Source organism: Streptomyces prunicolor (assembly GCF_045162825.1).
In the GTDB taxonomy this organism is placed as follows: Bacteria; Actinomycetota; Actinomycetes; order Streptomycetales; family Streptomycetaceae; genus Streptomyces; species Streptomyces prunicolor.
The window spans coordinates 5,532,670-5,553,572 of sequence record NZ_CP108676.1; the positions used below are offsets into that span (position 1 = coordinate 5,532,670).

Here is a 20,903-nt window from a genome sequence, read left to right on the forward strand (position 1 = left end):
GAGTAGCGTCGGGCTCATGCATGCGATCACGATTTCCGAACCTGGTGGGCCCGAGGCGCTGGTGTGGGGCGAGGTCCCCGATCCGGTCGCCGGTGAGGGCGAGGTACTGGTCGAGGTGGTGGCCAGCGCGGTCAACCGGGCCGACATCATGCAGCGCCAGGGCTTCTACAACCCGCCGCCCGGCGCCTCCCCCTACCTCGGCCTCGAATGCTCCGGCCGGATCACCGAGATCGGCCCCGGGGTCTCCGGCTGGTCGGTCGGCGACGAGGTGTGTGCGCTGCTCGCGGGTGGCGGTTACGCCGAGAAGGTCGCCGTTCCGGCCGGGCAGCTGCTGCCGGTGCCCGCCGGCCTCGACCTGAAGCAGGCCGCGGCGCTGCCCGAGGTGGTCTGCACGGTCTGGTCGAACGTCTTCATGGTCGCCCACCTCCGCCCCACCGAGACGCTCCTCGTGCACGGCGGTTCCAGCGGCATCGGCACCATGGCGATCCAGCTCGCCAAGGCCGTCGGCGCGACGGTCGCCGTCACCGCCGGCAGCAAGGAAAAGCTCGACTACTGCGCCGAGTTGGGCGCCGACATCCTCATCAACTACCGCGAGCAGGACTTCGTCGCCGAGATCGAGCGGGCCACCGGCGGCGCGGGCGCCGACGTCATCCTCGACAACATGGGCGCCAAGTACCTGGACCGCAACGTCCAGGCCCTCGCCGTCAACGGACGGCTCGCGATCATCGGGATGCAGGGCGGCATCAAGGCCGAGCTGAACATCGCGGCCCTTCTCGGCAAGCGGGCCGCGATCAGCGCGACCTCGTTGCGGGCCCGCCCGCTCGGCGAGAAGGCGGCCATCGTCGCCGCCGTACGCGAACACGTGTGGCCGTTGATCGAGGGCGGTCGCATCCGGCCGGTCGTCGACCGGGAACTGCCGATGAGCGAGGCCGGGACCGCGCACCAGGTGCTGGAGGACAGCGGGCACATCGGAAAGGTGCTGCTCGTCGCGCCGTAGACCCGGCAGCTCCTAGCTACGGCGCACCCGGAGGGCGATGAAGGCGAGGCCCAGGCCGAGCCCGATGAGGATCAGGCCGCTGCCCAGCGGCAGGATCCGCAGCACGGGCTCGGTGGGGTCCTCGGCGTGGGTGACGGTGTGGTGCAGGGGCTGGAGGGGCGGGGAGGTCGGCACGGGGTCGGCCTCCTGAGCGGACGGGGAGTCGGCGGGCGTAGGGCTGCCGGGGTTGTCCGACTGGCTCCCGTCGTCGTCACCGTCCGCTGTCGGCCCAGCTGTGTCATCGCCCTCGCCCGCATCTCCGCCTTCGTCCTCGTCGGTGGTCGGCTCCGCGGCGGTACGTCCCGGCCGTTCCCGCCCTTCGCCCGCGAGGTTTCCGGCCCTGGAGGGATCGGGGGAGGCATGGGCGGCGTCGGGACCCGCAGCAGGTCTCAAGGCGGACGCGGAGGCGGAGTCGGCAGCGGAAGCCGTAGCCGAGGCGAATGGGGATGCGGGCCCTGCGACCGCGACCCGACCACCCCCGGCACCACCGGCGCCCGCACCGCTCCCCGCCTCCACCCCGCGCGCCGGAACAGCCTCGTACGCCAGAACAGCCCCGTACGCCGGAGCACCCCCGCACGGATTCACCATCGCGCCCGTGCCCAGCACGAGCAGCAGTCCGGTTGTACGCAGCCATGGAGTCACGTCCGTGACCCCCTCCCGAGCCGAGGCGGCAAGATCGACGCACTCAGCGTCACACCGGGTGGACGCTCCGGCACTCCGGGTTCGGCCAACCGGAAACGGTGGATCACCCTTCGAGGGGGGCACCCAGGTGGTGAGGTGTACGAGTGCGAGAGAATGGCGGCATGGAGATGCCGAGGAACGAAAGGTCACCGGAGAAGCCTCAGATCCTGGTCGTGGGACAGGACGGGATGGCGCTCGGTGGCACCGGGGACGAGGACTCCCGCGAGATCCCGGTGACGGAGATGGTGGAACAGCCGGCCAAGGTCATGCGGATCGGCAGCATGATCAAGCAGCTTCTCGAGGAGGTGCGTGCGGCTCCCCTCGACGAAGCCAGCCGGGCTCGGCTCAAGCAGATCCACCGCAGCTCCGTGAAGGAGCTGGAGGACGGTCTGGCGCCCGAGCTGGTGGAGGAGCTGGAGCGGCTGTCGCTGCCGTTCACGGACGACGTGACGCCGAGCGACGCGGAACTGCGCATCTCGCAGGCCCAGTTGGTGGGCTGGCTGGAGGGGCTCTTCCACGGGATCCAGACCACGCTGTTCGCCCAGCAGATGGCCGCACGGGCACAGCTGGAGCAGATGCGCCGGGCCCTGCCGCCGGGCGTCGGCGACGGCGCCGAGGAGGGGCAGCCGGGCGGCGGCCGCGTGGGCGGCCCCTACCTGTAGGAACCCCGACCCGCACACGAGTCCGTACCGACACGACGACAAAGGGCCCGGCAGCCGATGCTGCCGGGCCCTTCCACATCACCAGGGAGTGCTCTCCGACGTCAGGACGGGTTGCCCGTCGACACGTTCAGCTGGATCTGGGGCATGTTCTTGGGGTCCACGTCCGTGCCGGCCGCCGGGAACTGCTCCATGACCGTGCCCTGTCCGTAGGTGTTCTCGTCCTCGGACCTGACCTTCACCTTCCAGCCCGCGGCCTGCAGGCAGGACTTGACCGAGCTGATGTATTTGAACTGGAAGTCCGGGATCTGGATCTTGGCGGGGTCGTTGTACGACTCCTGGGGCTCCTTGCAGGCGGTCGTCGCGATCGTCTTCGTCTGGTCGCCGTCGCGGTGCCCCTCGACCGCGGTCACCGAGGTGCTCGCGCTCGCGCTGCTGTCGCTGCCCTTCGCGTCGTCATCGCCGCCGTTGTTCATCGACAGGGCGACGATCAGCGCGCCGACCGCGACGACGGCGACGACCGCGGAGCCGATGATCACCGGCTTGTTGTTCTTCCCGCCGCCTCCCCCGGAAGCCGGCGTCGGATGCTGCGGGGTCAGGTTGTACGGCGGCGGGGTCGAGATGCCCTGCTGCCCGAACCCGACCGAGGGCTGCGGCTGGTAGCCCGCCTGCTGCGGATAGCCGTAGGCCGGGGCGGGCGCGGGCGTGCCGCCGTAGGGGTTCGGCTGGTACGGCGTGTGTACGGGGCCGGTGGGGGCCGGGGTCGCCTGGTCGACCGGCGGGAAGACCGCGGAGCCGACGCCCGCGCCGCTCTGCGAGGGCGTGCCCGGCACGATGCTCGGGGCCGCCGCGTGCAGCGAGGCCGCGACCCGCAGGCACTCGTCGCGCATGGTCTCGGCGCTGGGGAAACGCTCGTTCGGGTTCTTCTTCAGCGCGCGGGCGATCAGCGCGTCCACGGCCGGCGGCAGCGAACGGTTGATCGAGGAGGGCGCGACCGGCTCCTCCTGCACATGCGCGTACGCGATGGCCAGCGGCGAGTCCGCGTCGAACGGCAGCCGCCCGGTGACCAGTTGGAACAGCATGATGCCGACCGAGTACAGGTCGGAGCGGGCGTCCACGCCCCGGCCGAGCGCCTGCTCCGGCGAGAGGTACTGCGGGGTGCCGACGACCATGCCGGTCTGTGTCATCGAGGTGACACCGGACTGCATGGCACGCGCGATGCCGAAGTCCATGACCTTGACGACCCCGCGCTTGGTCATCATCACGTTGCCCGGCTTGATGTCCCGGTGGACCAGGCCCATCTCGTGGCTGATGTCGAGGGCGGCCAGCACGTCCGCGGTGATCTTCAGTGCCTTGTCGGTGGGCATCGCGCCGAACTGCCGTACGTCCTCGTCGAGTACGGAGCCGAGCGGGCGGCCCTCGACGTACTCCATGACGATGTACGGCATCGTCGTGCCGTCGAGGGCGTCCTCGCCGGTGTCGAAGACCGAGACGATGTTGGTGTGGGTGAGCTTGGCCACGGCCTGGGCCTCGCGGCGGAAGCGCTCGCGGAAGGCCTGTTCCCGGCCGAGTTCGGTGTGCAGTGTCTTGATCGCGACCTGGCGGTCGAGCACCGAGTCGTACGCCAGGTGCACCGAGGCCATGCCGCCCTCGCCGAGCAGGTCGCGCAGTTGGTAGCGGCCACCTGCGAGCGCGCGCCCCGCATACCGGCCCTGTGCGCCGTCCTGGCTCATGTCCCGTGTCCCCCATCGGCGCCGGCTCAGTGATCGAATGCGTCATTCCCGGCCAAGTCTGCCGGAGGGCACTGACACGTCAAGCGCGGTGCCCGATCCGTGACCGTACGCGAAAGAAGAGTCGTGGAAGCGTTACAGGTGCTGTACCGGCGGTACACAGAATTTGCACGACGGCCCGTGATACCGATTTGATGGCCGGTCCGTCTCCGGACGATTCCGGCACTGATCCCGGAACGGCGGCTTGCGCCGAGCCTGTAGCGTGGCCGACGGAGACCGTAACAACACCGCGCGCACCGCGGGCAGAAACGACGGCGAGGACTGATGGCACAGCAGCACGCTCAGGGCCCGTCCGACCCCGAGGCGGCTGGCGGCGGAATGTCGGACGCACCGGAGCTGTGGGGTAACGGCGGACTGGTCGGCGACGGCCGGTACCGGCTCACCCACAGACTGGGCCGGGGCGGTATGGCCGAGGTTTTCGCGGCCGAGGACGTACGGCTCGGACGCACGGTCGCGGTCAAGCTGCTCCGTTCCGACCTGGCCGAGGACCCGACCTCGAAGGCCCGCTTCACACGCGAGGCCCAGTCGGTGGCCGGCCTCAACCACCACGCGATCGTCGCCGTGTACGACTCCGGCGAGGACTACGTGGGCGGCATGTCGGTGCCGTACATCGTCATGGAGATCGTCGAGGGCCGCACGATCCGCGACCTCCTCCTCAACGCCGAGGCGCCCGGGCCCGAGCAGGCCCTGATCATCGTCTCCGGGGTGCTTGAGGCGCTCGCCTACTCGCACCAGCACGGCATCGTGCACCGCGACATCAAGCCCGCGAACGTGATCATCACGCACAACGGCGCCGTCAAGGTCATGGACTTCGGCATCGCGCGTGCCCTGCACGGGGCGTCCACGACGATGACGCAGACCGGCATGGTCATGGGCACGCCCCAGTACCTCTCCCCGGAGCAGGCGCTCGGCAAGGCCGTCGACCACCGCTCCGACCTGTACGCGACGGGCTGCCTCCTCTACGAACTCCTCGCGCTGCGGCCCCCGTTCACCGGCGAGACACCCCTGTCGGTGGTCTACCAGCACGTCCAGGACATCCCGGTCCCGCCGTCCCACACCTCGAACGGCGTCTGCCCGCCGGAGCTCGACGGCCTCGTCATGCGCTCCCTCGCCAAGGACCCGGACGACCGTTTCCAGACGGCCGAGGAGATGCGCGGACTCGTCCAGTACGGGCTCCAGATGCTCTACGACCAGGGCGGCCACACCGGCACCTGGAACACCGGGCCCGTGACTGTCGCGAACGGGCAGGGCACCCCTCCGGGGGGCTTCGCCGGTACGACCGTGATGCCCCAGGGCGACTCCTCCGGCACCACGCAGATCCCGCAGCCGATCCTGCCGGGCGGTTACGGCAACGGCGACGACGGCGGTTTCGAGGGGCACGGCAACCACGGCAACGGCCGCGGCAAGCTGTGGATCCTCGCCGTGCTCGCGGTGATCGCCATCGCGGCGGGTGTGGCGCTGGCGCTCAACACCACCGGCAACGGCAGCGGCGGTTCGGGCACCACCCAGTCGCCGACCACCTCGCAGTCCGCGACCGACGACACGGCCACCGAGACGCCGAGCGACGACACGACCGCCTCGCCGTCCGACACGGACACGGACGACAGCGGCACGAGCTCCGGTTCGCAGTACACGCCGACGCCGACGCCGTCGTACACCCCGACCGAGACGGCCACCGAGCGGCCTTCGAGCACCCCGTCCGCGACGGCCTCCGAGGAGCCGTCGGACACCCCGACCGAGACGACCTCGGCGGACCCGACGGACACGGGCGGCACCGGTGACGACGGGGGTGACGACGGCGGCACCGTCGCGGGCGCCCTGGGCAGCGGCTGACCCGCCCTGGATCACCGGCACTGAAGCACTCACGCGCGCGTGCACCCCGTAAACAGGGGTCCACGCGCGCGTGCCGTTTATCGGTGTCCCGGTATTCCGGTGCCTGTCTCTAGGGGGAGCCCTCCGCGAACGCCTCGCACACCGCGTCGTACTCCCGCGTCCACCACACGGCGAGCGCCGACGCGGCCGGGAACTGGGGGTCCGCGCGGGTGTCGCCGCGTTCGTAGTGCCAGCGCAGCATCCAGAAGTCGTTGAGCCGCTCCCACCACACCCGGTGCACCGCGGCGGCGAGTTCGGAGGGCGTGGCGCGCGCGGAACGCCGGTACGCGTGGGCGTACGCCCGCACCTTGGGCAGGTCCAAGGCTCCGTCAGGCCGTACGAAGAAGATCGCGGCGGCGCGTACGGCCTCCTCCGCGCGGGGCTGGACGCCGAGCCGGTCCCAGTCGACGATCGCGGCGGGGGCGTCGCCCTTGTAGAGCAGGTTGAACGGGTGGAAGTCCCCGTGCGTCCACCCCACGGAGGCACCGCGCGGCGGGCGTCGGTCCGCGTGCCGTTCCAGCAGCTCCCGGCGTTCCAGCAGCCGGTGGCGGGCCAGTTCGTCGAAGGCGTCGGCGGGCCGGTGCCGGCGGACGTGCCCGAGGAGGTCGTCGATGAGGGCGAAGGTGTCGGCGGGGTCGGCTCCCGGCGCGCACTCCTCCCGGCGCCCCGGCATGACCCGCTCCAGGCTCGCGTGGACGACCCCCAGGAGCGCGCCGAGGCGCCCGCACTGGACGGTGGTCAACTGGCCGCCGTGGCGGTGCCTGCCGTCGATCCAGGGGTGCAGGGCGTAGGCGTGACCGCCGACGACGGCGACCGTACGGCCGTCGCGGGCGGGCAGCGGGGGTGCCACGGGGACGCCGAGGTCGGCCAGCCGCCGGGTCGCGGTGTGCTGGCGGGCGATCGCCGCCGGGTCCGCGGTCTCGGGGTCGAAGTGGTGCTTGAGGAAGTAGCGGCCCTGGGTCGTGCGGAGCCGGTAGCCGCGGTTCAGCAGGCCCTGCTCGACGGGTTCGCAGGTGACGGCGGACCCGGCGGCGTACTGGCGGAGGAGGGCGCCCAGCGGGGGCGCGTGGGGCACGGGGGGTGGTACACGTAAGGGCGGCACGCGGCCGATGCTAGGGCACGGGACGGGCCCGTGAGCTGCTGTTTGTCACAGAAAGTCACCGATCGGTCCGTGGTGGTCGCTTTCGGTCACAGGGTGGGCCCGAAGTGGCGTTCCAGGCCGCCGTCCGTCGTGTGCACGGTGCTCAACTGCGGCTCGATGCGCAGATAGACCGGCTCGTACGGCTCACCGTCCACCGTGCCCGGAGCGGGGCCGAAACGTTCGACCTGGTCGGCCGTCGGATCGTAGCTCTCGCACGCGCCCACGACCTGCACGGACCACAGGCCCTCGCCCGCCCCGGCCGAGCCCAGATTGTCGGCCCCGTAGGCGACGACGCTGCCCACGCACGCGTGGTGGTAGCCGTGGCTCCTGGGCATACGCAGCAGCAGCCGCCCGTCCTGGACGATGTGGCTGGCGAAGGCCAGGAAGGGCAGCGCCCGCAGAGTGGTGGCGACCCGGCCGTGGTCGGTGCGCGCGAGCAGATCGACGGCGAGCTGTTCGTCGCCGGGCTGTGCGTCGAGGGGCATAGGAACACTGTCGGCCGGACCGCATGCCCAGGGGAGGGGTCTTTGGTCCCTAATGACGCTGCTGCTCGACCTGTTTCTGTGCTTGTTTCCGCGCCACATAGGCCGCCGCCTGCGAGCGCCGCTCCATACCGAGTTTGGAAAGCAGACTCGACACGTAGTTCTTGATGGTCTTCTCCGCGAGGTGCAGCCGCTCGCCGATCCCCCGGTTGGTGAGCCCCTCCCCGATCAGATCGAGGATCCTGCGCTCCTGGTCGGTGAGGGAGTCGAACTTCTCGTCCTGCTGCGGGCCGCCGTTGCGCAGCCGCTCCAGCACCCGGGCGGTCGCCACCGGGTCCAGCAGCGACTTGCCGGCCGCCACGTCCCGTACGGCGGACAGCAGTTCGGCGCCCCGGATGGCCTTCAGGACATACCCGGAGGCACCCGCCATGATCGCGTCGAATAGAGCCTCGTCGTCCGAGAAGGAGGTCAGCATCAGACACTTCACGGAGTCGTCCAGGGCGCGGATCTCACGGCACACCTCGACCCCGCTGCCGTCCGGGAGCCGTACGTCCAGAATCGCCACATCGGGGTGCGTGGCCGGAATCCGCGCCAGCGCCTCGGCCGCCGTACCGGCCTCGCCGACCACCTCGATGTCGTCCTCGACCGAGAGCATCTCGTGGACGCCACGCCGGACCACTTCATGGTCGTCGAGGAGAAATACGCTGATTTTTCCGTCTCCGGGCACGCGGTAAGTCTCACATACGGGCTCTTCCCGTGCCCGAGGTGAGCGGGATAACGTGCCGTTGTTCCGGCCCCCTGCAAGGCTGTGACCAGGACTTGTTCCCGACTTTCGCGATTTACTTGGAAATCCAAGCAAAATCGCAGGTCAGGAGGGGTTTCACAGAATTGTGGAGCACTGGGTAACGTGCCTGTTGCAGGGCGCTCGCCGGGGCACCTGTCACGCCTGTTCCCGACGAACCGCACCCACCCTGTGCGTCCGTGGGGCGCAGGTGAGCCGCACTGGCACCCGGCGAACCCGGGGAGCCGGACCGACGGAGGAGCACACGTGACCGTGGAGAGCACTGCCCCGCGCAAGCCGCGACGCAGCGCCGGAAGCAAGGCCAAGGGCGCCGACCCGGACCTCGTCCAGCTGCTGACGCCCGAGGGCAAGCGAGTCAAGAACAGCAAGACCGCCCCGTACGACAAGTACGTCGCCGGCATCACCTCCGAAGAGCTCCGCGGCCTGTACCGCGACATGGTGCTCACGCGCCGCTTCGACGCCGAGGCCACCGCCCTGCAGCGCCAGGGCGAGCTGGGCCTGTGGGCCTCGCTGCTCGGCCAGGAGGCGGCCCAGATCGGCTCCGGGCGGGCCACCCGCGAGGACGATTACGTCTTCCCGACCTACCGCGAGCACGGCGTCGCCTGGTGCCGCGGGGTCGACCCGACCAACCTGCTGGGCATGTTCCGGGGCGTCAACCACGGCGGCTGGGACCCGAACACCAACAACTTCCACCTGTACACGATCGTCATCGGCTCCCAGACGCTGCACGCCACGGGCTACGCGATGGGCGTGACCATGGACGGCGCCGACAGCGCCGTGATCGCGTACTTCGGGGACGGCGCCTCCAGCCAGGGCGACGTCGCCGAGTCGTTCACCTTCTCCGCGGTCTACAACGCCCCGGTCGTGTTCTTCTGCCAGAACAACCAGTGGGCCATCTCCGAGCCCACTGAGAAGCAGACCCGCGTCCCGCTCTACCAGCGCGCACAGGGCTACGGCTTCCCGGGCGTCCGCGTCGACGGCAACGACGTCCTGGCCTGTCTCGCCGTCACCAAGTGGGCGCTGGAGCGGGCCCGCAACGGCGAGGGCCCGACGCTCGTCGAGGCGTACACCTACCGCATGGGCGCGCACACCACCTCCGACGACCCGACCAAGTACCGGGCCGATGAGGAGCGCGAGTCGTGGGAGGCGAAGGACCCGATCCTGCGCCTGCGCCGGTACCTGGAGGCCGCAAACCACGCGAATGAGGGATTTTTCGCGGAACTGGAGACGGAGAGCGAGGCGTTGGGCAGGCGAGTGCGCGAAGCGGTCCGTGCCATGCCGGACCCGGACCGGTTCGCCATCTTCGAGCACGTGTACGCGGACGGGCACGCGCTCGTCGACGAGGAGAGGGCCCAGTTCGCCGCCTACCAGGCGTCGTTCGCGGACGAAGAGGGGGGTAAGTGACATGGCGGCACAGACTGCGACACAGACCGCGACAACCAAGAACCTGCCGCTGGCCAAGGCGATCAACGAATCGCTGCGCGCCGCTCTGGAGTCCGACCCCAAGGTCCTCATCATGGGCGAGGACGTCGGCAAGCTCGGCGGCGTCTTCCGCGTCACGGACGGCCTCCAGAAGGACTTCGGCGAGCGCAGGGTGGTCGACACCCCGCTCGCGGAGTCGGGCATCGTAGGCGCCGCCATCGGCCTCGCCCTCCGCGGCTACCGCCCGGTCGTGGAGATCCAGTTCGACGGCTTCGTCTTCCCGGCCTACGACCAGATCGTCACCCAGCTCGCCAAGATGCACGCCCGCTCCCTCGGCAAGGTCAAGCTCCCGGTCGTCATCCGTATCCCCTACGGCGGCGGCATCGGCGCGGTGGAACACCACTCGGAGTCCCCCGAGGCCCTGTTCGCGCACGTGCCGGGCCTGAAGATCGTCAGCCCGTCGAACTCGTCGGACGCCTACTGGATGATGCAGCAGGCCATCCAGAGCGACGACCCGGTGATCTTCTTCGAGCCGAAACGCCGCTACTGGGACAAGGGCGAGGTCGCTGTGCTCAATAGCGGCTCCGCCGCGGGCGAGTCGATCCCCGCCCCCCTCCACAAGGCCCGCGTGGTCCGCGAGGGCACGGACCTCACCCTCGCCGCCTACGGCCCGATGGTGAAGCTCTGCCAGGAGGTCGCCGACGCGGCCGCCGAGGAGGGCAGGTCGCTGGAGATCCTGGACCTGCGCTCGGTGTCCCCGCTGGACTTCGACGCGATCCAGACCTCGGTGGAGAAGACCCGCCGCCTGGTCGTGGTCCACGAGGCACCGGTGTTCTTCGGCTCCGGCGCCGAGATCGCGGCCCGCATCACGGAGCGCTGCTTCTACCACCTGGAGGCCCCGGTGTTGCGCGTGGGCGGCTATCACGCCCCCTACCCGCCGGCCCGCCTGGAGGAGGAGTACCTGCCGAGCCTGGACCGGGTGCTCGACGCCGTCGACCGCGCTCTGGCGTACTGAGGAGAGGGGTCGTGACGACGATGACTGAAGTGGAAGCGTCCGTACGCGAGTTCAAGATGCCGGACGTGGGCGAGGGTCTCACCGAGGCCGAGATCCTCAAGTGGTACGTCCAGGTCGGCGACACCGTCACCGACGGCCAGGTCGTCTGCGAGGTGGAGACGGCGAAGGCGGCGGTGGAACTGCCCATCCCGTACGACGGGGTGGTGCGTGAGTTGAGGTTCCCCGAGGGGACGACGGTGGACGTGGGCACGTCCATCATCGCGGTGGATGTGTCGGGGGGCGGCGCCGCTCCCGCGGAGACCCCGGCCGAGGCTGTGACTGAGGCTGCCGTCGAGCCCCCGGCGCAGGAGGCGAAGCCGGCGGCTCCGGCCCGTACGCCGGTCCTGGTGGGCTATGGCGTCTCCACGTCCGCCACGAAGCGCCGCCCCCGCAAGGGCGTGGAGATCCCGGCGCAGGAGGTGGTGTCGGCGACGGCGGCGGTCCAGACGGAGCTGAACGGCCACGCGACAGCCGCGGTTGTGGAATCCCGCCCCCTCGCCAAGCCGCCGGTGCGGAAGCTGGCGAAGGACCTGGGGGTCGACCTGGCGACGGTGACGCCGTCGGGCCCGGACGGCGTGATCACGCGCGAGGACGTGCACGCGGCGGTGGCTCCGGCGCGGGCGCAGGCGCAGGTGTCCGAGCGGGTCGCGCCTTCGGCGCCTTCCGTGCCGTCTCTGCCTTCCGCGACGTACGACTCGACCCGGGAGACTCGTGTCCCGGTGAAGGGCGTCCGTAAGGCGACGGCGGCGGCGATGGTCGGTTCGGCGTTCACGGCGCCGCATGTCACGGAGTTCGTGACGGTGGACGTGACGCGGACGATGAAGCTGGTGGAGGAGCTCAAGCAGGACAAGGAGATGCAGGGCCTACGGGTGAACCCGTTGCTCCTGATCGCCAAGGCCCTGCTGGTGGCCATCAAGCGGAACCCGGACATCAACGCGTCCTGGGACGAGGCCGCGCAGGAGATCGTCCTCAAGCACTACGTCAACCTCGGCATCGCGGCGGCGACCCCGCGCGGCCTGATCGTGCCGAACATCAAGGACGCCCACGCGAAGACGTTGCCGCAACTGGCGGAGTCGCTGGGCGAGTTGGTGTCGACGGCCAGGGACGGCAAGACGTCCCCGGCGGCGATGCAGGGCGGCACGGTCACCATCACCAACGTCGGCGTCTTCGGCATCGACACGGGTACGCCGATCCTCAACCCGGGCGAGTCCGCGATCCTCGCGGTCGGCACGATCAAGCTCCAACCCTGGGTCCACAAGGGCAAGGTGAAGCCGCGTCAGGTGACGACACTGGCGTTGTCCTTCGATCACCGGTTGGTGGACGGGGAGTTGGGGTCGAAGGTGCTGGCGGATGTGGCGGCGATTCTGGAGCAGCCGAAGCGGTTGATCACCTGGGGGTGACGGGGTTGGGAGGCTGCGGGTCCCGTTTCTTTCAGGGTCCGCAGCCCTTCCGTCCGTCAGTCAGTGGGCGTCAACGGGCATCGAAGGACCAGAAGACGCCGACCTCTTCGGGGGAGACGACGACAACGCCGAAGTCTCCGTCGTAGGAACTCACCGGCATCCAACCGGTGACTCCGGTGGTGAGGTCGGGTGACGGTGAGGTCTGTGCGGCGCTGATGTTGGTGTAGCAGGAGACGTCGCGGTCTCCATACCGGCCGAGCAGGGTCCGGGCGTCGGCGGTCGCGTCCACCGCGGCGTCCTCGGGGCCGATCCGCTGCCACTCGTACGTCATGATCACCAGAAGGCGGGCGGCGGTCTCGATCGTGACCGGGTGCATTCGCCCGGCGAGCAGCTCCGGGGACAGGGGGAGGAACGGGAAGGGCAGGCCGTTGAGCTCCAGCTCCCCGTTCGTCCTGTCGTAGTCGAGGGTGATCCAGCCGCGCGGGTCGTCGACCGTCCGGTTCATCACGGCCAGCGCGTCGCTCTGCCAGTCGGCCCGCGTCCTCGGGCCGGTCGCCGCGAAGGCGTAGACGTCGTCGAGGAGGCGGAGGACGGCGGCTTCCCATGCGGGCTGGTTCACGGATTCGCCTTCCCTGGCGGTCTGTTCGTCGGCTGGATCAGTCCTCGCCGACCTGGATGAGTATGGCGAAGTGGTGGCCGTCGGTGCCGATGACGAACCCTTCGAAGGTGCAGCCCGCGATGTCGGCGCCGCCGCCCCCGTCAGCGCTGGACCACCACTCGGCGTCCGGCCCCATGAGCGCCACGACGTTGCTCGCCACGGCGTCGGCCCTGGTCCGCTCCATGAAGGCGTGGTCACGCCATACGAGGCAATGCGAGGCGAGACGGCCCATCAGGGTTGCGGCGGTCTCTCCGTCGACGGGCTCCAACGCCTCTTCGACCTGCTCGACGGGAGTGGGCTCGCCGGTGGCCAGTTCCTGTCAGTGTTTGCGATGCAACTGCCGTACGAGAGTGTGCACTTCGGCGGCGAGGATCCCGTTGGGGATCAGCCTCTACGGATCGGGTCGCTACAGGTAGACGGGGAACGTGGCGTGGACGGCGAAGCCGTGTGGTCGGGCTTCGTCCCGCTTCAGGATCACGCGGGCTCCGCGGACGTCCACGAGGTCTCGCCCGGCCAGCATCATCGCCTGGAGCAGGACCCGGCCGACCGGTTCGGGGCGGGACGGCCAGGACGCCTCGATCGCCAGGCGGGGCGGGTGGACTGGGCGAGTCAGCGGTGGATTGATTGCTCGTTGGCGGTGACGGTCTGTTGGGTGGCCCAGTGGGCGGTTTCGCGGTCGGGGCAGGTGGCGGTGCGGGTCGGATGCGCGGTCATGAGCGCTCTCGCTGCATGTGTTCGTTGATGGTGTCGATGACTTCCTGAAGACGGCTGTGGGTGGCCCAGGAAAGTCGCGATTTCAGGGCATCCGGACCTGGAAAAAGGACGAGAGCGCGCTGTGCCTCCGTGGTGTAGGAAGCGGCACGTTCATAGCAGTAAGGGTGTTCGCTCGTCACTGAGGAGCGCACCGCATCTGCGAATTCCAGCTCCCCCTCGTCCATGAGGATTGCGTCGAGTCCGAACAGGCGAGGAAATGTCTGAACCGCGAAGCGATATTCTTTTTTGAACTCGTTGAGTTTCTTCGAGTTGGCCACCGATCAGGTGACGGTCCACGAAGCGCAACGAGCGAGGCCCCCGAGCTGTTGATCGAGATGTCTGACGTCTCAACCACGCTGCTCGGGGGCCTCGTTGGTCATCTGTCCTGCCGCACTCGACCTGCCCATGCGCTCGTGGAGTCGGTGACCCTGCTCGTCGTCACCCGTGAGCGGGACCGGCGCTGCAAGTTGCGCCCGTCCCGGCGCGCGATGGTGGCACTGGTGTACCTGCGCGAACACACCACCCTGGCGAAGATCGCTGCCGGGTTCGGAATCAGCGAGTCCACCGCCCACGCCTATACCAGCGCGGTCGTCCGCCTGCTCGCCGAACGCGCGCCGGGTCTGCCGAAGGTCCTGCGCGAAGCCGATGTGGACCTTGTCCTGCTGGACGGCACGCTCGCCGAGTGTGACCGGGCGGGCGACGGACGGGCCGACTACCCACACAAGCACCGCCGGCACAGGGTGAACGTGCAGGTGGACACCGATCCGGCGGCCGGCTGCTGTGGCTCTCACCCGCACTGCCGGGCCGCACGCACGACCTGACCGCTGCCCGCACCCACCAGATCATCCGCATCTGCGAACGCCAGGGTGTCCCCGTCCTGGCCGACCTCGCCTACCAGGACGGCGGCCTCTGGGTGACCACGGGCATCAAACGCAGGCCCCTGCAGGAACTCACCCTCACCGAGGAAACCCTCAACCGGGCCCTGGCCGCGGCACGGGCACCGGTTGAACGCGGCGTCGCACGCCTGAAATCCTGGCGCATCTTCCGCCGATCCCGATGCAGTCCATACCGCATGATGTCAATCGCCAAAGCTGTCCTCACCGGCGTTCCGTGAGCGTCTTTGTCAATTGCGAGGCTGAACATTTTGTGATCCGCCGGATGAGATTCGATGGCAGGGCTTCTCATTGCGCTACAGTCCCGGCGTCGACCCCGGCTCTCATTGCGGCACGGCGAGCAAAAAGGAAAATGTGCGATGGGCGGGAGGTGAATGCGCACCGAAATCACACCAGGTGACGATCAAGGACCTATCGCGTCAACCAAAACGGGGACGTCAACGCGCTGACTTAGGGGTGCGCCACCCTGTGACGGTGCCGACCACCGCGCCCGTCGCCACGCAAAACATGGCAGTGGCAAACGTCGTCACGCCGACTGTGTCGCCATCCAACCCACCGATGCTCAGCGCGATCCCGAGGACGATCGCGCAGGCGCCACCTGCTGCGCAGCCAAAGAGCAGTCCGCCTCCGAAGCCAAGGATGGCGCCGACAACACTCCTCGGCCTCGCAGGCTGCGCTTTCGGGGGCGAGGCGGCCTGTCGCACAGGCGTAGGTGAGACGGGGGCGGCCGGTCGAACCGGGGGCGGCGTGTAAGACGTGGCTGTCCACGGAACTCTCTCCAGCAACGTGGACACTGCGGCGAACGGCTTACCCGGGCCGACAGAGACGAGATAGCCAGCCGACACGTGGTGCAATGCTTGGGAGTGCTCGTGGACGGAGCGGCCGTTCGTGCCGGAATGGTTGTTCCAGGTCTCGGTGAACGAGAAGAAGCGTCCGTCGGTCGCGAGAACTAACTCGATGGTGCAGCGGAATTCTTCCCAATTGTTGAGACCGTGATATTCATCCTTCGTATGGTCTGCCATCTGCTTGACAAGCCAACCCTCGACCGTTGTGCCGTCGTCGGCCTTGTACGGACGGGGCCTGATGCCCTTTTCCACGAGCGTGCCCACCGTACGACGAGCCAGGTCGAGCAGTTCCTCGTAAGCGTCCATCGGGCCGCCGCTCTCCGAAGCCTCAGCCCTCGTCGCCGCAGCCCTGACAAGGAGTGCGAGGGACCTTCGTGGCGAAACATTTGCCGCACTTCACAGTTTCAGCCATGCCTACCGCCCAACTTCCTGCACGGGAGTCTTAAAATCCTGCCGAGCATAGCGCCGACAAGTGGAAACAAAGAAGAAAAACCTAGAGTTCAGCTTCAAATAGGCCTGCTAACTGTAGGTCCCGCGGCGCGCTGAGCACCAGCGGTGGGTGCTCAGCAACGACGGACTACGGGGCCGAATGTTCGCGATGAGCAGGGCTTTTCGCCAGTCCACTCGAACCGCCTCGAACGGCCTCGAACGACTGCGTGCCTGCCTCCGCAACGAGCCGCCTCGACAACGGGCATGCGCTCCATGAGGCAGGCTGTCCACCGCACTGAGCGTAGAAATCCTCCGCCGCTTCGCGCCCCTGACTAACGAGCTCGTGCGTGGTTGGCGTTGGTGTGTCGAGGATCGCGGTTTGTCTCAAGGTTCACTTTCGCGGATCGGCGGAGAGCGTGGCGGTCTGCTGGTGCGAGATGAGCCCGGCGACGGCTTGGATGATGTCGGTCATGTGCCCGTGGCGGCCGTGGAGCCGGGCGAGGGCCCGCCGGTTCTTGAGGTGCGCGATGCCGTGCCCGACCCGGATGCGGCGTGAGGAGTGGACTTTGCGCTGGCGCTCATGCATCTCCTCATGCCAGTCCGGGGCGTTCTTCTTGAACTTGCGGTGCGGTGGTGTCACTGCACGCCCGCCTGTCTGAGCGCCCAGTCCCTGGTAGCCGGCGTCGGCAGGAATCTCCATGGCCGGTCCGTTGGCCAGGAGCTTGACCAGGCCCAACTGCCGGGCATGAGTGATGTCCGCGCAGCTCGCCGGTTCGGCCGGGCTGCAGAACAGCAGCCGCCCGGCAGTGTCTGTGACGACCATGGACTTCACGGCGTTCTGCTTGTTCTTGCCGGAGATGAACTTCTTCCCGTTCTTGTGTCCGGCAGCCGGGCGGCGGACCCGGATCTCGGTGCCGTCGATGATTCCGGTCTACCCGCTTGCCGTGAGATGGTCGACAACTTTGGCGAGCGTACGCAGTCGGACGTCGGGGGCGACGGTGCAGCCGCGCATCGCCAACAGCGGCCGTATTTCACCGATTGCGCGCGTGATGGTGGAGCCGTCGACTCCGAACCAGCAGGCCGACACATCATGGGTGGCGCCATGGTGAAGGTGGACGAGGGTGGCTGACGGTCGGTCGATGAGGACCAGCTTGTGGTTCGCCCCGGTACCGACGGCGCGGCGACGGGGACGCGATGCGAGACCAGCCTGGTGTCGCTCGTGCCACAACGGGCCGATCTCGGCGACGAGTTCGGCGGTCACTCCGGGCGTCAGCCCCGTGATCCGCCGGCTTCGCATGATTGCTGCACGTGTTTGGTGCCCACCACGCCAACCATGATCAACGATAGGACCTGCACAGACAAGGGAAAATCCCACAGGAGGGCGGCACATGACGAGTGGGCGCGAGGCGGGGACGGGCGGCGAGCGGTACTCGTGGGAGACGATCGGGGCATGGGCCGAGGACGGCGACGCGGAGCGGATCGGGGCGCTCGGTGAAGGTCTCGCCGTACAGCGGCGGGAGGCCCATGACCGGCTCCGCGCCCTCGACCGCGATCTCGGGCTCGTGCTCCGGGTCCTGGCGCTCACGCCCGGGAGACGGTTCCTGGAGCAGTTGTTGGCCCTGTTGGTCCGGGCGCGGGAGGCGTACGTCGGGGAGGAACGCAGTTCGCGTCGGATCGCCTCCCTGATAGCCGAGGCGCAGCCCTTGGACGACGCGTTGTACGTCCTCTGGGAGGGCGGCAGGGAACACGACGAACTGCGCGCCTGCCTCTTCCACGAGTTGCTGCTGCGCGGTGTGAACCCCGAGAGGCTGATGCCACGCCACACACCCCGCCCCGAGCCCTCATGGCACGACCTCGCGTGGCTGCCCGACCGGCTCGCGGACATGGAGTACGGCGCGGTCCCCAGCGGGGGCTGCGGAAGCGCCGACATTCCCTACGACGGCCTGGTGTCGCCGGTGTGGGTCGACGCGGCCGTCCGTCGCGCGGCCACGGGGCGTCAGCTGCACGAGTGGGCGTCGGCCGAACTGCTCCGGCTGATCGGTGAGCCGCCGCGAGTCGGAGGCTGGTGCAACTACGAGGCCCGTGTGTTCGTTTCGGACCGGTCGATCTCCCGCGCGGACGTGCCGGGAGTCGTGACGACACTGCCGATGGACTGTGTGCGGGGGCTTGCCGAGCACGACCGGTTCGAGGTGGAGGCGTACTCGCTCGACAAGGTCTGGGAAACGCTGTACGCGACCGCTGCGAACGGTGGGGTGTACCACTCCGGTGCGGGCGGCGCCCACGGGCGGCTGGCCGCGTGGCGATCCATCGCCGGGCTGTGCGGCGCGGGTGCCACCACGACGGCGGCGGCGGTCGAGCACCGGGCCCGTGCGTGTGTGTGGTTCCGGTTCGAGGCGGACTCCGAGTGGTTCTTCAACGAGATCTACGACTACGGCATCGCGGCCCTCACTCCTGACGGCCGTCACCTGGCAGTCCTCGCCGCGACGGACACCGACTGACGGGGGTGAGGTGTGGGGTGTCTACGGGAGGTTCAGCTCCGCCCAGACGGTCTTGCCCACGGTGAGCTGCTCCACGGCCCAACGGGCGGCCAGCGTACGGACGATGAGGAGGCCGCGGCCGAACTGGTCGTCGGGGGTGGAGGTTTGGGGGTACGGGAGCCGCTCGCCCCTCGGGTCGGTGACCGCGACGCGCAGGGCGTTGCCGGTGAGGGACGTCTCCACGCGGAACAGGCGGTCCCGGAGGCACCCGTGCAGTAAGGCGTTCGTGCACAACTCGCTTGCCAGTAGCGCCGCGTCGCCGGCGGAGTGGGGGTGCCCCCAGGTGGCGGTGAGGTGGGCGACGTGTCTGCGGGCGCGGGGGATGTTGATCGGGTACGGGGTGTAGGTGACGGCGTCGTAGTGGTCGTAGCGGCGGTGGTCGTGGGGGTTGGGGAGTCCGGGAGGACAGGAGTCGGTCACCGGGGCGCACCTCCTTGTGCGGTGTGGGGTCAGCGTGGCGCCTTCCGCCAACTGGTGTCGTTGAGTGGGCGGTTGAGTACTGAAGGTAGCGTCCCTGAGGGTGAGCCAGCAACAAGGTTGGACAGAAAGGTTGCTGTCCTCGGAGTTGTGGTTGATTACCTCGGGTCCCAGACTGGGGCGACTGACCGGGGAGGGAACGGGACATGGCAGGCAGGGACCCCAACCGAGGGAAGACGATCACCACCGTTCTGGGGCGTCGACTCGGCGGAGAGCTTCTGCGGATGCGGGAGGCGCGCGACCTGCGGCAGACGCATGCCGCCGAGGCGTTGACGGCGTCTGTCACCAAGGTCGCGAAGATCGAGCGCGGGCAAGTGCCGTTGCGTGACCCCGACGTGAGGGCGCTGTGCCATTTGTACGGTGAGAAGGACGAGGCGGTGATCGGGAAGCTGCTCGCTCTCGCGAAAGCGGACCGGGACCGGCGCAAGGTTCAGGGCTGGTGGAACCAGTACCCGCAGCTGAAGGAACAGATGGAGTATGTGGCTCTGGAAGACATCGCCACAGAACTCCGGATGTGGCAATTGACCTTCATTCCGGGCCTGTTGCAGACACCGGACTACGTTCGCGCCCTCGCGGTGGGCAACGGAACCTGGGAGAACCCCGACGAGATCGGGCCCTTCGTCGAAGCGAGGATCGCTCGTCAGGCGCGACTGACGGGCGAGCACCCCCTGCAACTCTGGGCAGTGCTGCACGAGGGGGTGTTGCGGCAGTTGGTCGGTGGACGGGACATCATGCGGGCCCAGTTGGACCATCTCCTCGGAGTGGCCCAGTCGCCCAACGTACGGGTCCAGGTGGTGCCGTACACCGCAGGCGCTCATCCCGGTATGACCAGTGCCTTCACCGTGGTCTCCTTCGCGGAACCAGGCGCCCTGGATCTTGTACAGGCGGATACTCTCTCGACGAAGGTCTGGCTGGAGAGCGAGGCTGACGCCGCGCGTCACAACGAAGTCTTCAGCCGCATCACGCGGTTGGCGCTGACGCAGCAAGGCTCCCTCAGTCTCATCGACAGTGTCCGTAAGGAGATGTAGGTCCCTTGTCCGAGTTCGAGTTCACCAAGTCCACGTACAGCAGCGGCGACGCGCACGGCGAGTGCGTCGAAGTCGCCCGCAACATCCCCACCACCATCGCCGTCCGCGACTCCAAGGAACCGAACGGCCCCCTGCTCCGGCTCACCCCCACCACCTGGTCCGCGTTCACAGCACACGTGGGTGCCGTCTAGCCCCGCCCCCGCTCCCACATCGGCGAGTGCGCTTCCCTCAGGTGCTCCGTGAACGCGTTGACGACGACCGGGAAGAAGTCGGTGAACCCTTCGCCCGCCGACCCCCCTCCCATCCCGCCCCCACCGAAGAACGCGTCCAACTGCTCCTCCGTGTGGAACACCGCGCGTGCCTCCGCGCACTCGGCGATCAGGCCCGGCAGCTGCCAGGGGCACCACGGGTGGGTGTCCGAGATGACCAGGTGGAGGCCCTCCTCCAACGTGGCGTCCTGCATGTCGTCGTCGACGGCGAGTCCGTCCTGGCCGAAGTAGTTCCGTAGGAACTGGTTCAACCGGGGGAAACGCAGGGCGAGTTCACGGGCGGTCAGGGGTGTTCCGAAGAGCGTTTCCCGGTCGAACGGTGCCTTCCAGCGCTCCACATACGCGGCCACCTCCCGGTAGACCTCGGGTGTGCGGGCCGCCGACTCGGCCCTCGGGAAGTTCGTGAGGGAAGGGTGTTCGCCGGCCGGGTCGTGTGCGAACAGGTCGGCTGCCAGGCGGAGTTGCGCCGCGATCTCGTACAGGTTCCGGCCGCTGTCCTCCCCTGCGTTCCACAGTCCCCGGATCACCGGGAACAGGTCCCGCCGCCACGCCTCGGCGTCGTCAGGGACGGGATTGCCGTAGTCCCTGTACTGGCTGAGCAGAGTTCGGGCGCCCTCCAGAGCGAAGTACTGCGCCAGCTCCCGGTCGTTCGCCGACATCGCCGACTCAACTCCT

General features: G+C 68.8%; 22 protein-coding genes and 2 pseudogenes. 10 read left to right on the forward strand and 14 right to left on the reverse strand.

Features of this window, described 5'->3' with window-relative positions:
* The first annotated feature begins 16 nt into the window (after positions 1 to 16).
* Positions 17 to 997 (forward strand): NAD(P)H-quinone oxidoreductase, encoded by a 981-nt coding sequence (locus OG588_RS25380; protein ID WP_405949286.1) that lies wholly within the window; start codon positions 17 to 19, stop codon positions 995 to 997.
* A gap of 12 nt (positions 998 to 1,009) precedes the next feature.
* Here the strand turns inward: OG588_RS25380 and OG588_RS25385 are convergent, their stop codons facing one another.
* A complete protein-coding gene (locus OG588_RS25385; protein ID WP_405949287.1) occupies positions 1,010 to 1,678 on the reverse strand; it encodes a hypothetical protein in 669 nt (222 codons plus the stop codon).
* A gap of 161 nt (positions 1,679 to 1,839) precedes the next feature.
* Here OG588_RS25385 and OG588_RS25390 point away from each other — a divergent pair, with 161 nt between their 5' ends.
* Entirely contained in the window at positions 1,840 to 2,379 is a 540-nt protein-coding gene (locus OG588_RS25390; protein ID WP_019055210.1) for a bacterial proteasome activator family protein, read from the forward strand.
* Between the two features lie 101 nt (positions 2,380 to 2,480).
* Here OG588_RS25390 and OG588_RS25395 read toward each other — a convergent pair whose 3' ends face one another.
* On the reverse strand, positions 2,481 to 4,109 hold the full coding sequence (locus tag OG588_RS25395) for a protein kinase domain-containing protein (RefSeq protein WP_405949288.1): 1,629 nt from the start codon (positions 4,107 to 4,109) through the stop codon (positions 2,481 to 2,483).
* Between the two features lie 318 nt (positions 4,110 to 4,427).
* Here OG588_RS25395 and OG588_RS25400 point away from each other — a divergent pair, with 318 nt between their 5' ends.
* The gene (locus OG588_RS25400) at positions 4,428 to 5,999 is read left to right on the forward strand and encodes a protein kinase domain-containing protein (protein ID WP_405953207.1); all 1,572 of its coding nucleotides are present in this window, start codon (positions 4,428 to 4,430) and stop codon (positions 5,997 to 5,999) included.
* A 109-nt stretch (positions 6,000 to 6,108) separates the two neighbouring features.
* On the opposite strand, the gene OG588_RS25405 is transcribed toward OG588_RS25400, so the two are convergent.
* The 3 genes from OG588_RS25405 to OG588_RS25415 form a co-directional block, all read right to left on the reverse strand.
* Positions 6,109 to 7,113, reverse strand: a complete 1,005-nt coding sequence (locus OG588_RS25405; RefSeq protein WP_405949289.1) for a phosphotransferase — start codon at positions 7,111 to 7,113, stop codon at positions 6,109 to 6,111.
* Positions 7,114 to 7,226: 113 nt separating this feature from the next.
* Positions 7,227 to 7,664 (reverse strand): pyridoxamine 5'-phosphate oxidase family protein, encoded by a 438-nt coding sequence (locus tag OG588_RS25410; RefSeq protein ID WP_405949290.1) that lies wholly within the window; start codon positions 7,662 to 7,664, stop codon positions 7,227 to 7,229.
* A gap of 49 nt (positions 7,665 to 7,713) precedes the next feature.
* Positions 7,714 to 8,388 carry a response regulator gene (locus tag OG588_RS25415; protein WP_405949291.1) on the reverse strand — a complete coding sequence of 225 codons (675 nt, stop codon included), beginning with the start codon at positions 8,386 to 8,388 and terminating at the stop codon, positions 7,714 to 7,716.
* A 321-nt stretch (positions 8,389 to 8,709) separates the two neighbouring features.
* On the opposite strand from OG588_RS25415, the gene pdhA reads away from it, so the two are divergent.
* From pdhA to OG588_RS25430, 3 genes are read left to right on the forward strand one after another with little or no spacing between them, the layout of a single operon-like run.
* Complete coding sequence (gene pdhA / locus OG588_RS25420) at positions 8,710 to 9,867, forward strand: pyruvate dehydrogenase (acetyl-transferring) E1 component subunit alpha (RefSeq protein ID WP_405949292.1); 1,158 nt, start codon at positions 8,710 to 8,712, stop codon at positions 9,865 to 9,867.
* 1 nt (position 9,868) lies between these two features.
* Positions 9,869 to 10,900 carry an alpha-ketoacid dehydrogenase subunit beta gene (locus OG588_RS25425; RefSeq protein ID WP_405949293.1) on the forward strand — a complete coding sequence of 344 codons (1,032 nt, stop codon included), beginning with the start codon at positions 9,869 to 9,871 and terminating at the stop codon, positions 10,898 to 10,900.
* 11 nt (positions 10,901 to 10,911) lie between these two features.
* A complete protein-coding gene (locus tag OG588_RS25430) occupies positions 10,912 to 12,339 on the forward strand; it encodes a dihydrolipoamide acetyltransferase family protein (protein ID WP_405949294.1) in 1,428 nt (475 codons plus the stop codon).
* A 70-nt stretch (positions 12,340 to 12,409) separates the two neighbouring features.
* Here the strand turns inward: OG588_RS25430 and OG588_RS25435 are convergent, their stop codons facing one another.
* From OG588_RS25435 to OG588_RS25450, 4 genes and pseudogenes are all read right to left on the reverse strand, one after another.
* The gene (locus tag OG588_RS25435) at positions 12,410 to 12,958 is read right to left on the reverse strand and encodes a hypothetical protein (protein WP_405949295.1); all 549 of its coding nucleotides are present in this window, start codon (positions 12,956 to 12,958) and stop codon (positions 12,410 to 12,412) included.
* 37 nt (positions 12,959 to 12,995) lie between these two features.
* Positions 12,996 to 13,181, reverse strand: coding sequence for a hypothetical protein (locus tag OG588_RS25440; RefSeq protein WP_405949296.1), 186 nt, complete (start codon positions 13,179 to 13,181; stop codon positions 12,996 to 12,998).
* 222 nt (positions 13,182 to 13,403) lie between these two features.
* Positions 13,404 to 13,711 (reverse strand): annotated as a pseudogene (locus tag OG588_RS25445) (RNase A-like domain-containing protein).
* Positions 13,708 to 14,028: a hypothetical protein gene (locus tag OG588_RS25450; RefSeq protein ID WP_405949297.1), complete on the reverse strand. Its 321-nt coding sequence runs from the start codon at positions 14,026 to 14,028 to the stop codon at positions 13,708 to 13,710. Before OG588_RS25450 ends, OG588_RS25445 begins: the two are co-directional and overlap by 4 nt.
* A gap of 94 nt (positions 14,029 to 14,122) precedes the next feature.
* Here OG588_RS25450 and OG588_RS25455 point away from each other — a divergent pair.
* A pseudogene (locus tag OG588_RS25455) lies at positions 14,123 to 14,864 on the forward strand (transposase family protein).
* Between the two features lie 216 nt (positions 14,865 to 15,080).
* On the opposite strand, the gene OG588_RS25460 reads toward OG588_RS25455, so the two are convergent.
* The 3 genes from OG588_RS25460 to OG588_RS25470 form a co-directional block, all read right to left on the reverse strand.
* Positions 15,081 to 15,794 (reverse strand): hypothetical protein, encoded by a 714-nt coding sequence (locus OG588_RS25460; RefSeq protein ID WP_405949298.1) that lies wholly within the window; start codon positions 15,792 to 15,794, stop codon positions 15,081 to 15,083.
* A 514-nt stretch (positions 15,795 to 16,308) separates the two neighbouring features.
* Positions 16,309 to 16,842, reverse strand: a complete 534-nt coding sequence (locus OG588_RS25465) for a transposase family protein (protein ID WP_405953208.1) — start codon at positions 16,840 to 16,842, stop codon at positions 16,309 to 16,311.
* 6 nt (positions 16,843 to 16,848) lie between these two features.
* On the reverse strand, positions 16,849 to 17,214 hold the full coding sequence (locus tag OG588_RS25470; protein WP_405949299.1) for a transposase family protein: 366 nt from the start codon (positions 17,212 to 17,214) through the stop codon (positions 16,849 to 16,851).
* Positions 17,215 to 17,305: 91 nt separating this feature from the next.
* On the opposite strand from OG588_RS25470, the gene OG588_RS25475 reads away from it, so the two are divergent.
* On the forward strand, positions 17,306 to 18,415 hold the full coding sequence (locus OG588_RS25475) for a DUF6183 family protein (RefSeq protein ID WP_405949300.1): 1,110 nt from the start codon (positions 17,306 to 17,308) through the stop codon (positions 18,413 to 18,415).
* A gap of 21 nt (positions 18,416 to 18,436) precedes the next feature.
* On the opposite strand, the gene OG588_RS25480 is transcribed toward OG588_RS25475, so the two are convergent.
* On the reverse strand, positions 18,437 to 18,874 hold the full coding sequence (locus tag OG588_RS25480; protein ID WP_405949301.1) for an ATP-binding protein: 438 nt from the start codon (positions 18,872 to 18,874) through the stop codon (positions 18,437 to 18,439).
* A gap of 203 nt (positions 18,875 to 19,077) precedes the next feature.
* Here OG588_RS25480 and OG588_RS25485 point away from each other — a divergent pair, with 203 nt between their 5' ends.
* The gene (locus tag OG588_RS25485) at positions 19,078 to 19,959 is read left to right on the forward strand and encodes a helix-turn-helix domain-containing protein (protein ID WP_405949302.1); all 882 of its coding nucleotides are present in this window, start codon (positions 19,078 to 19,080) and stop codon (positions 19,957 to 19,959) included.
* 5 nt (positions 19,960 to 19,964) lie between these two features.
* Positions 19,965 to 20,150, forward strand: a complete 186-nt coding sequence (locus OG588_RS25490; protein ID WP_405949303.1) for a DUF397 domain-containing protein — start codon at positions 19,965 to 19,967, stop codon at positions 20,148 to 20,150.
* On the opposite strand, the gene OG588_RS25495 is transcribed toward OG588_RS25490, so the two are convergent.
* Positions 20,147 to 20,887, reverse strand: coding sequence for a hypothetical protein (locus OG588_RS25495; protein ID WP_405949304.1), 741 nt, complete (start codon positions 20,885 to 20,887; stop codon positions 20,147 to 20,149). The two genes, OG588_RS25490 and OG588_RS25495, sit on opposite strands and share 4 nt — an antisense overlap.
* Between the last annotated feature and the right edge of the window lie 16 nt (positions 20,888 to 20,903).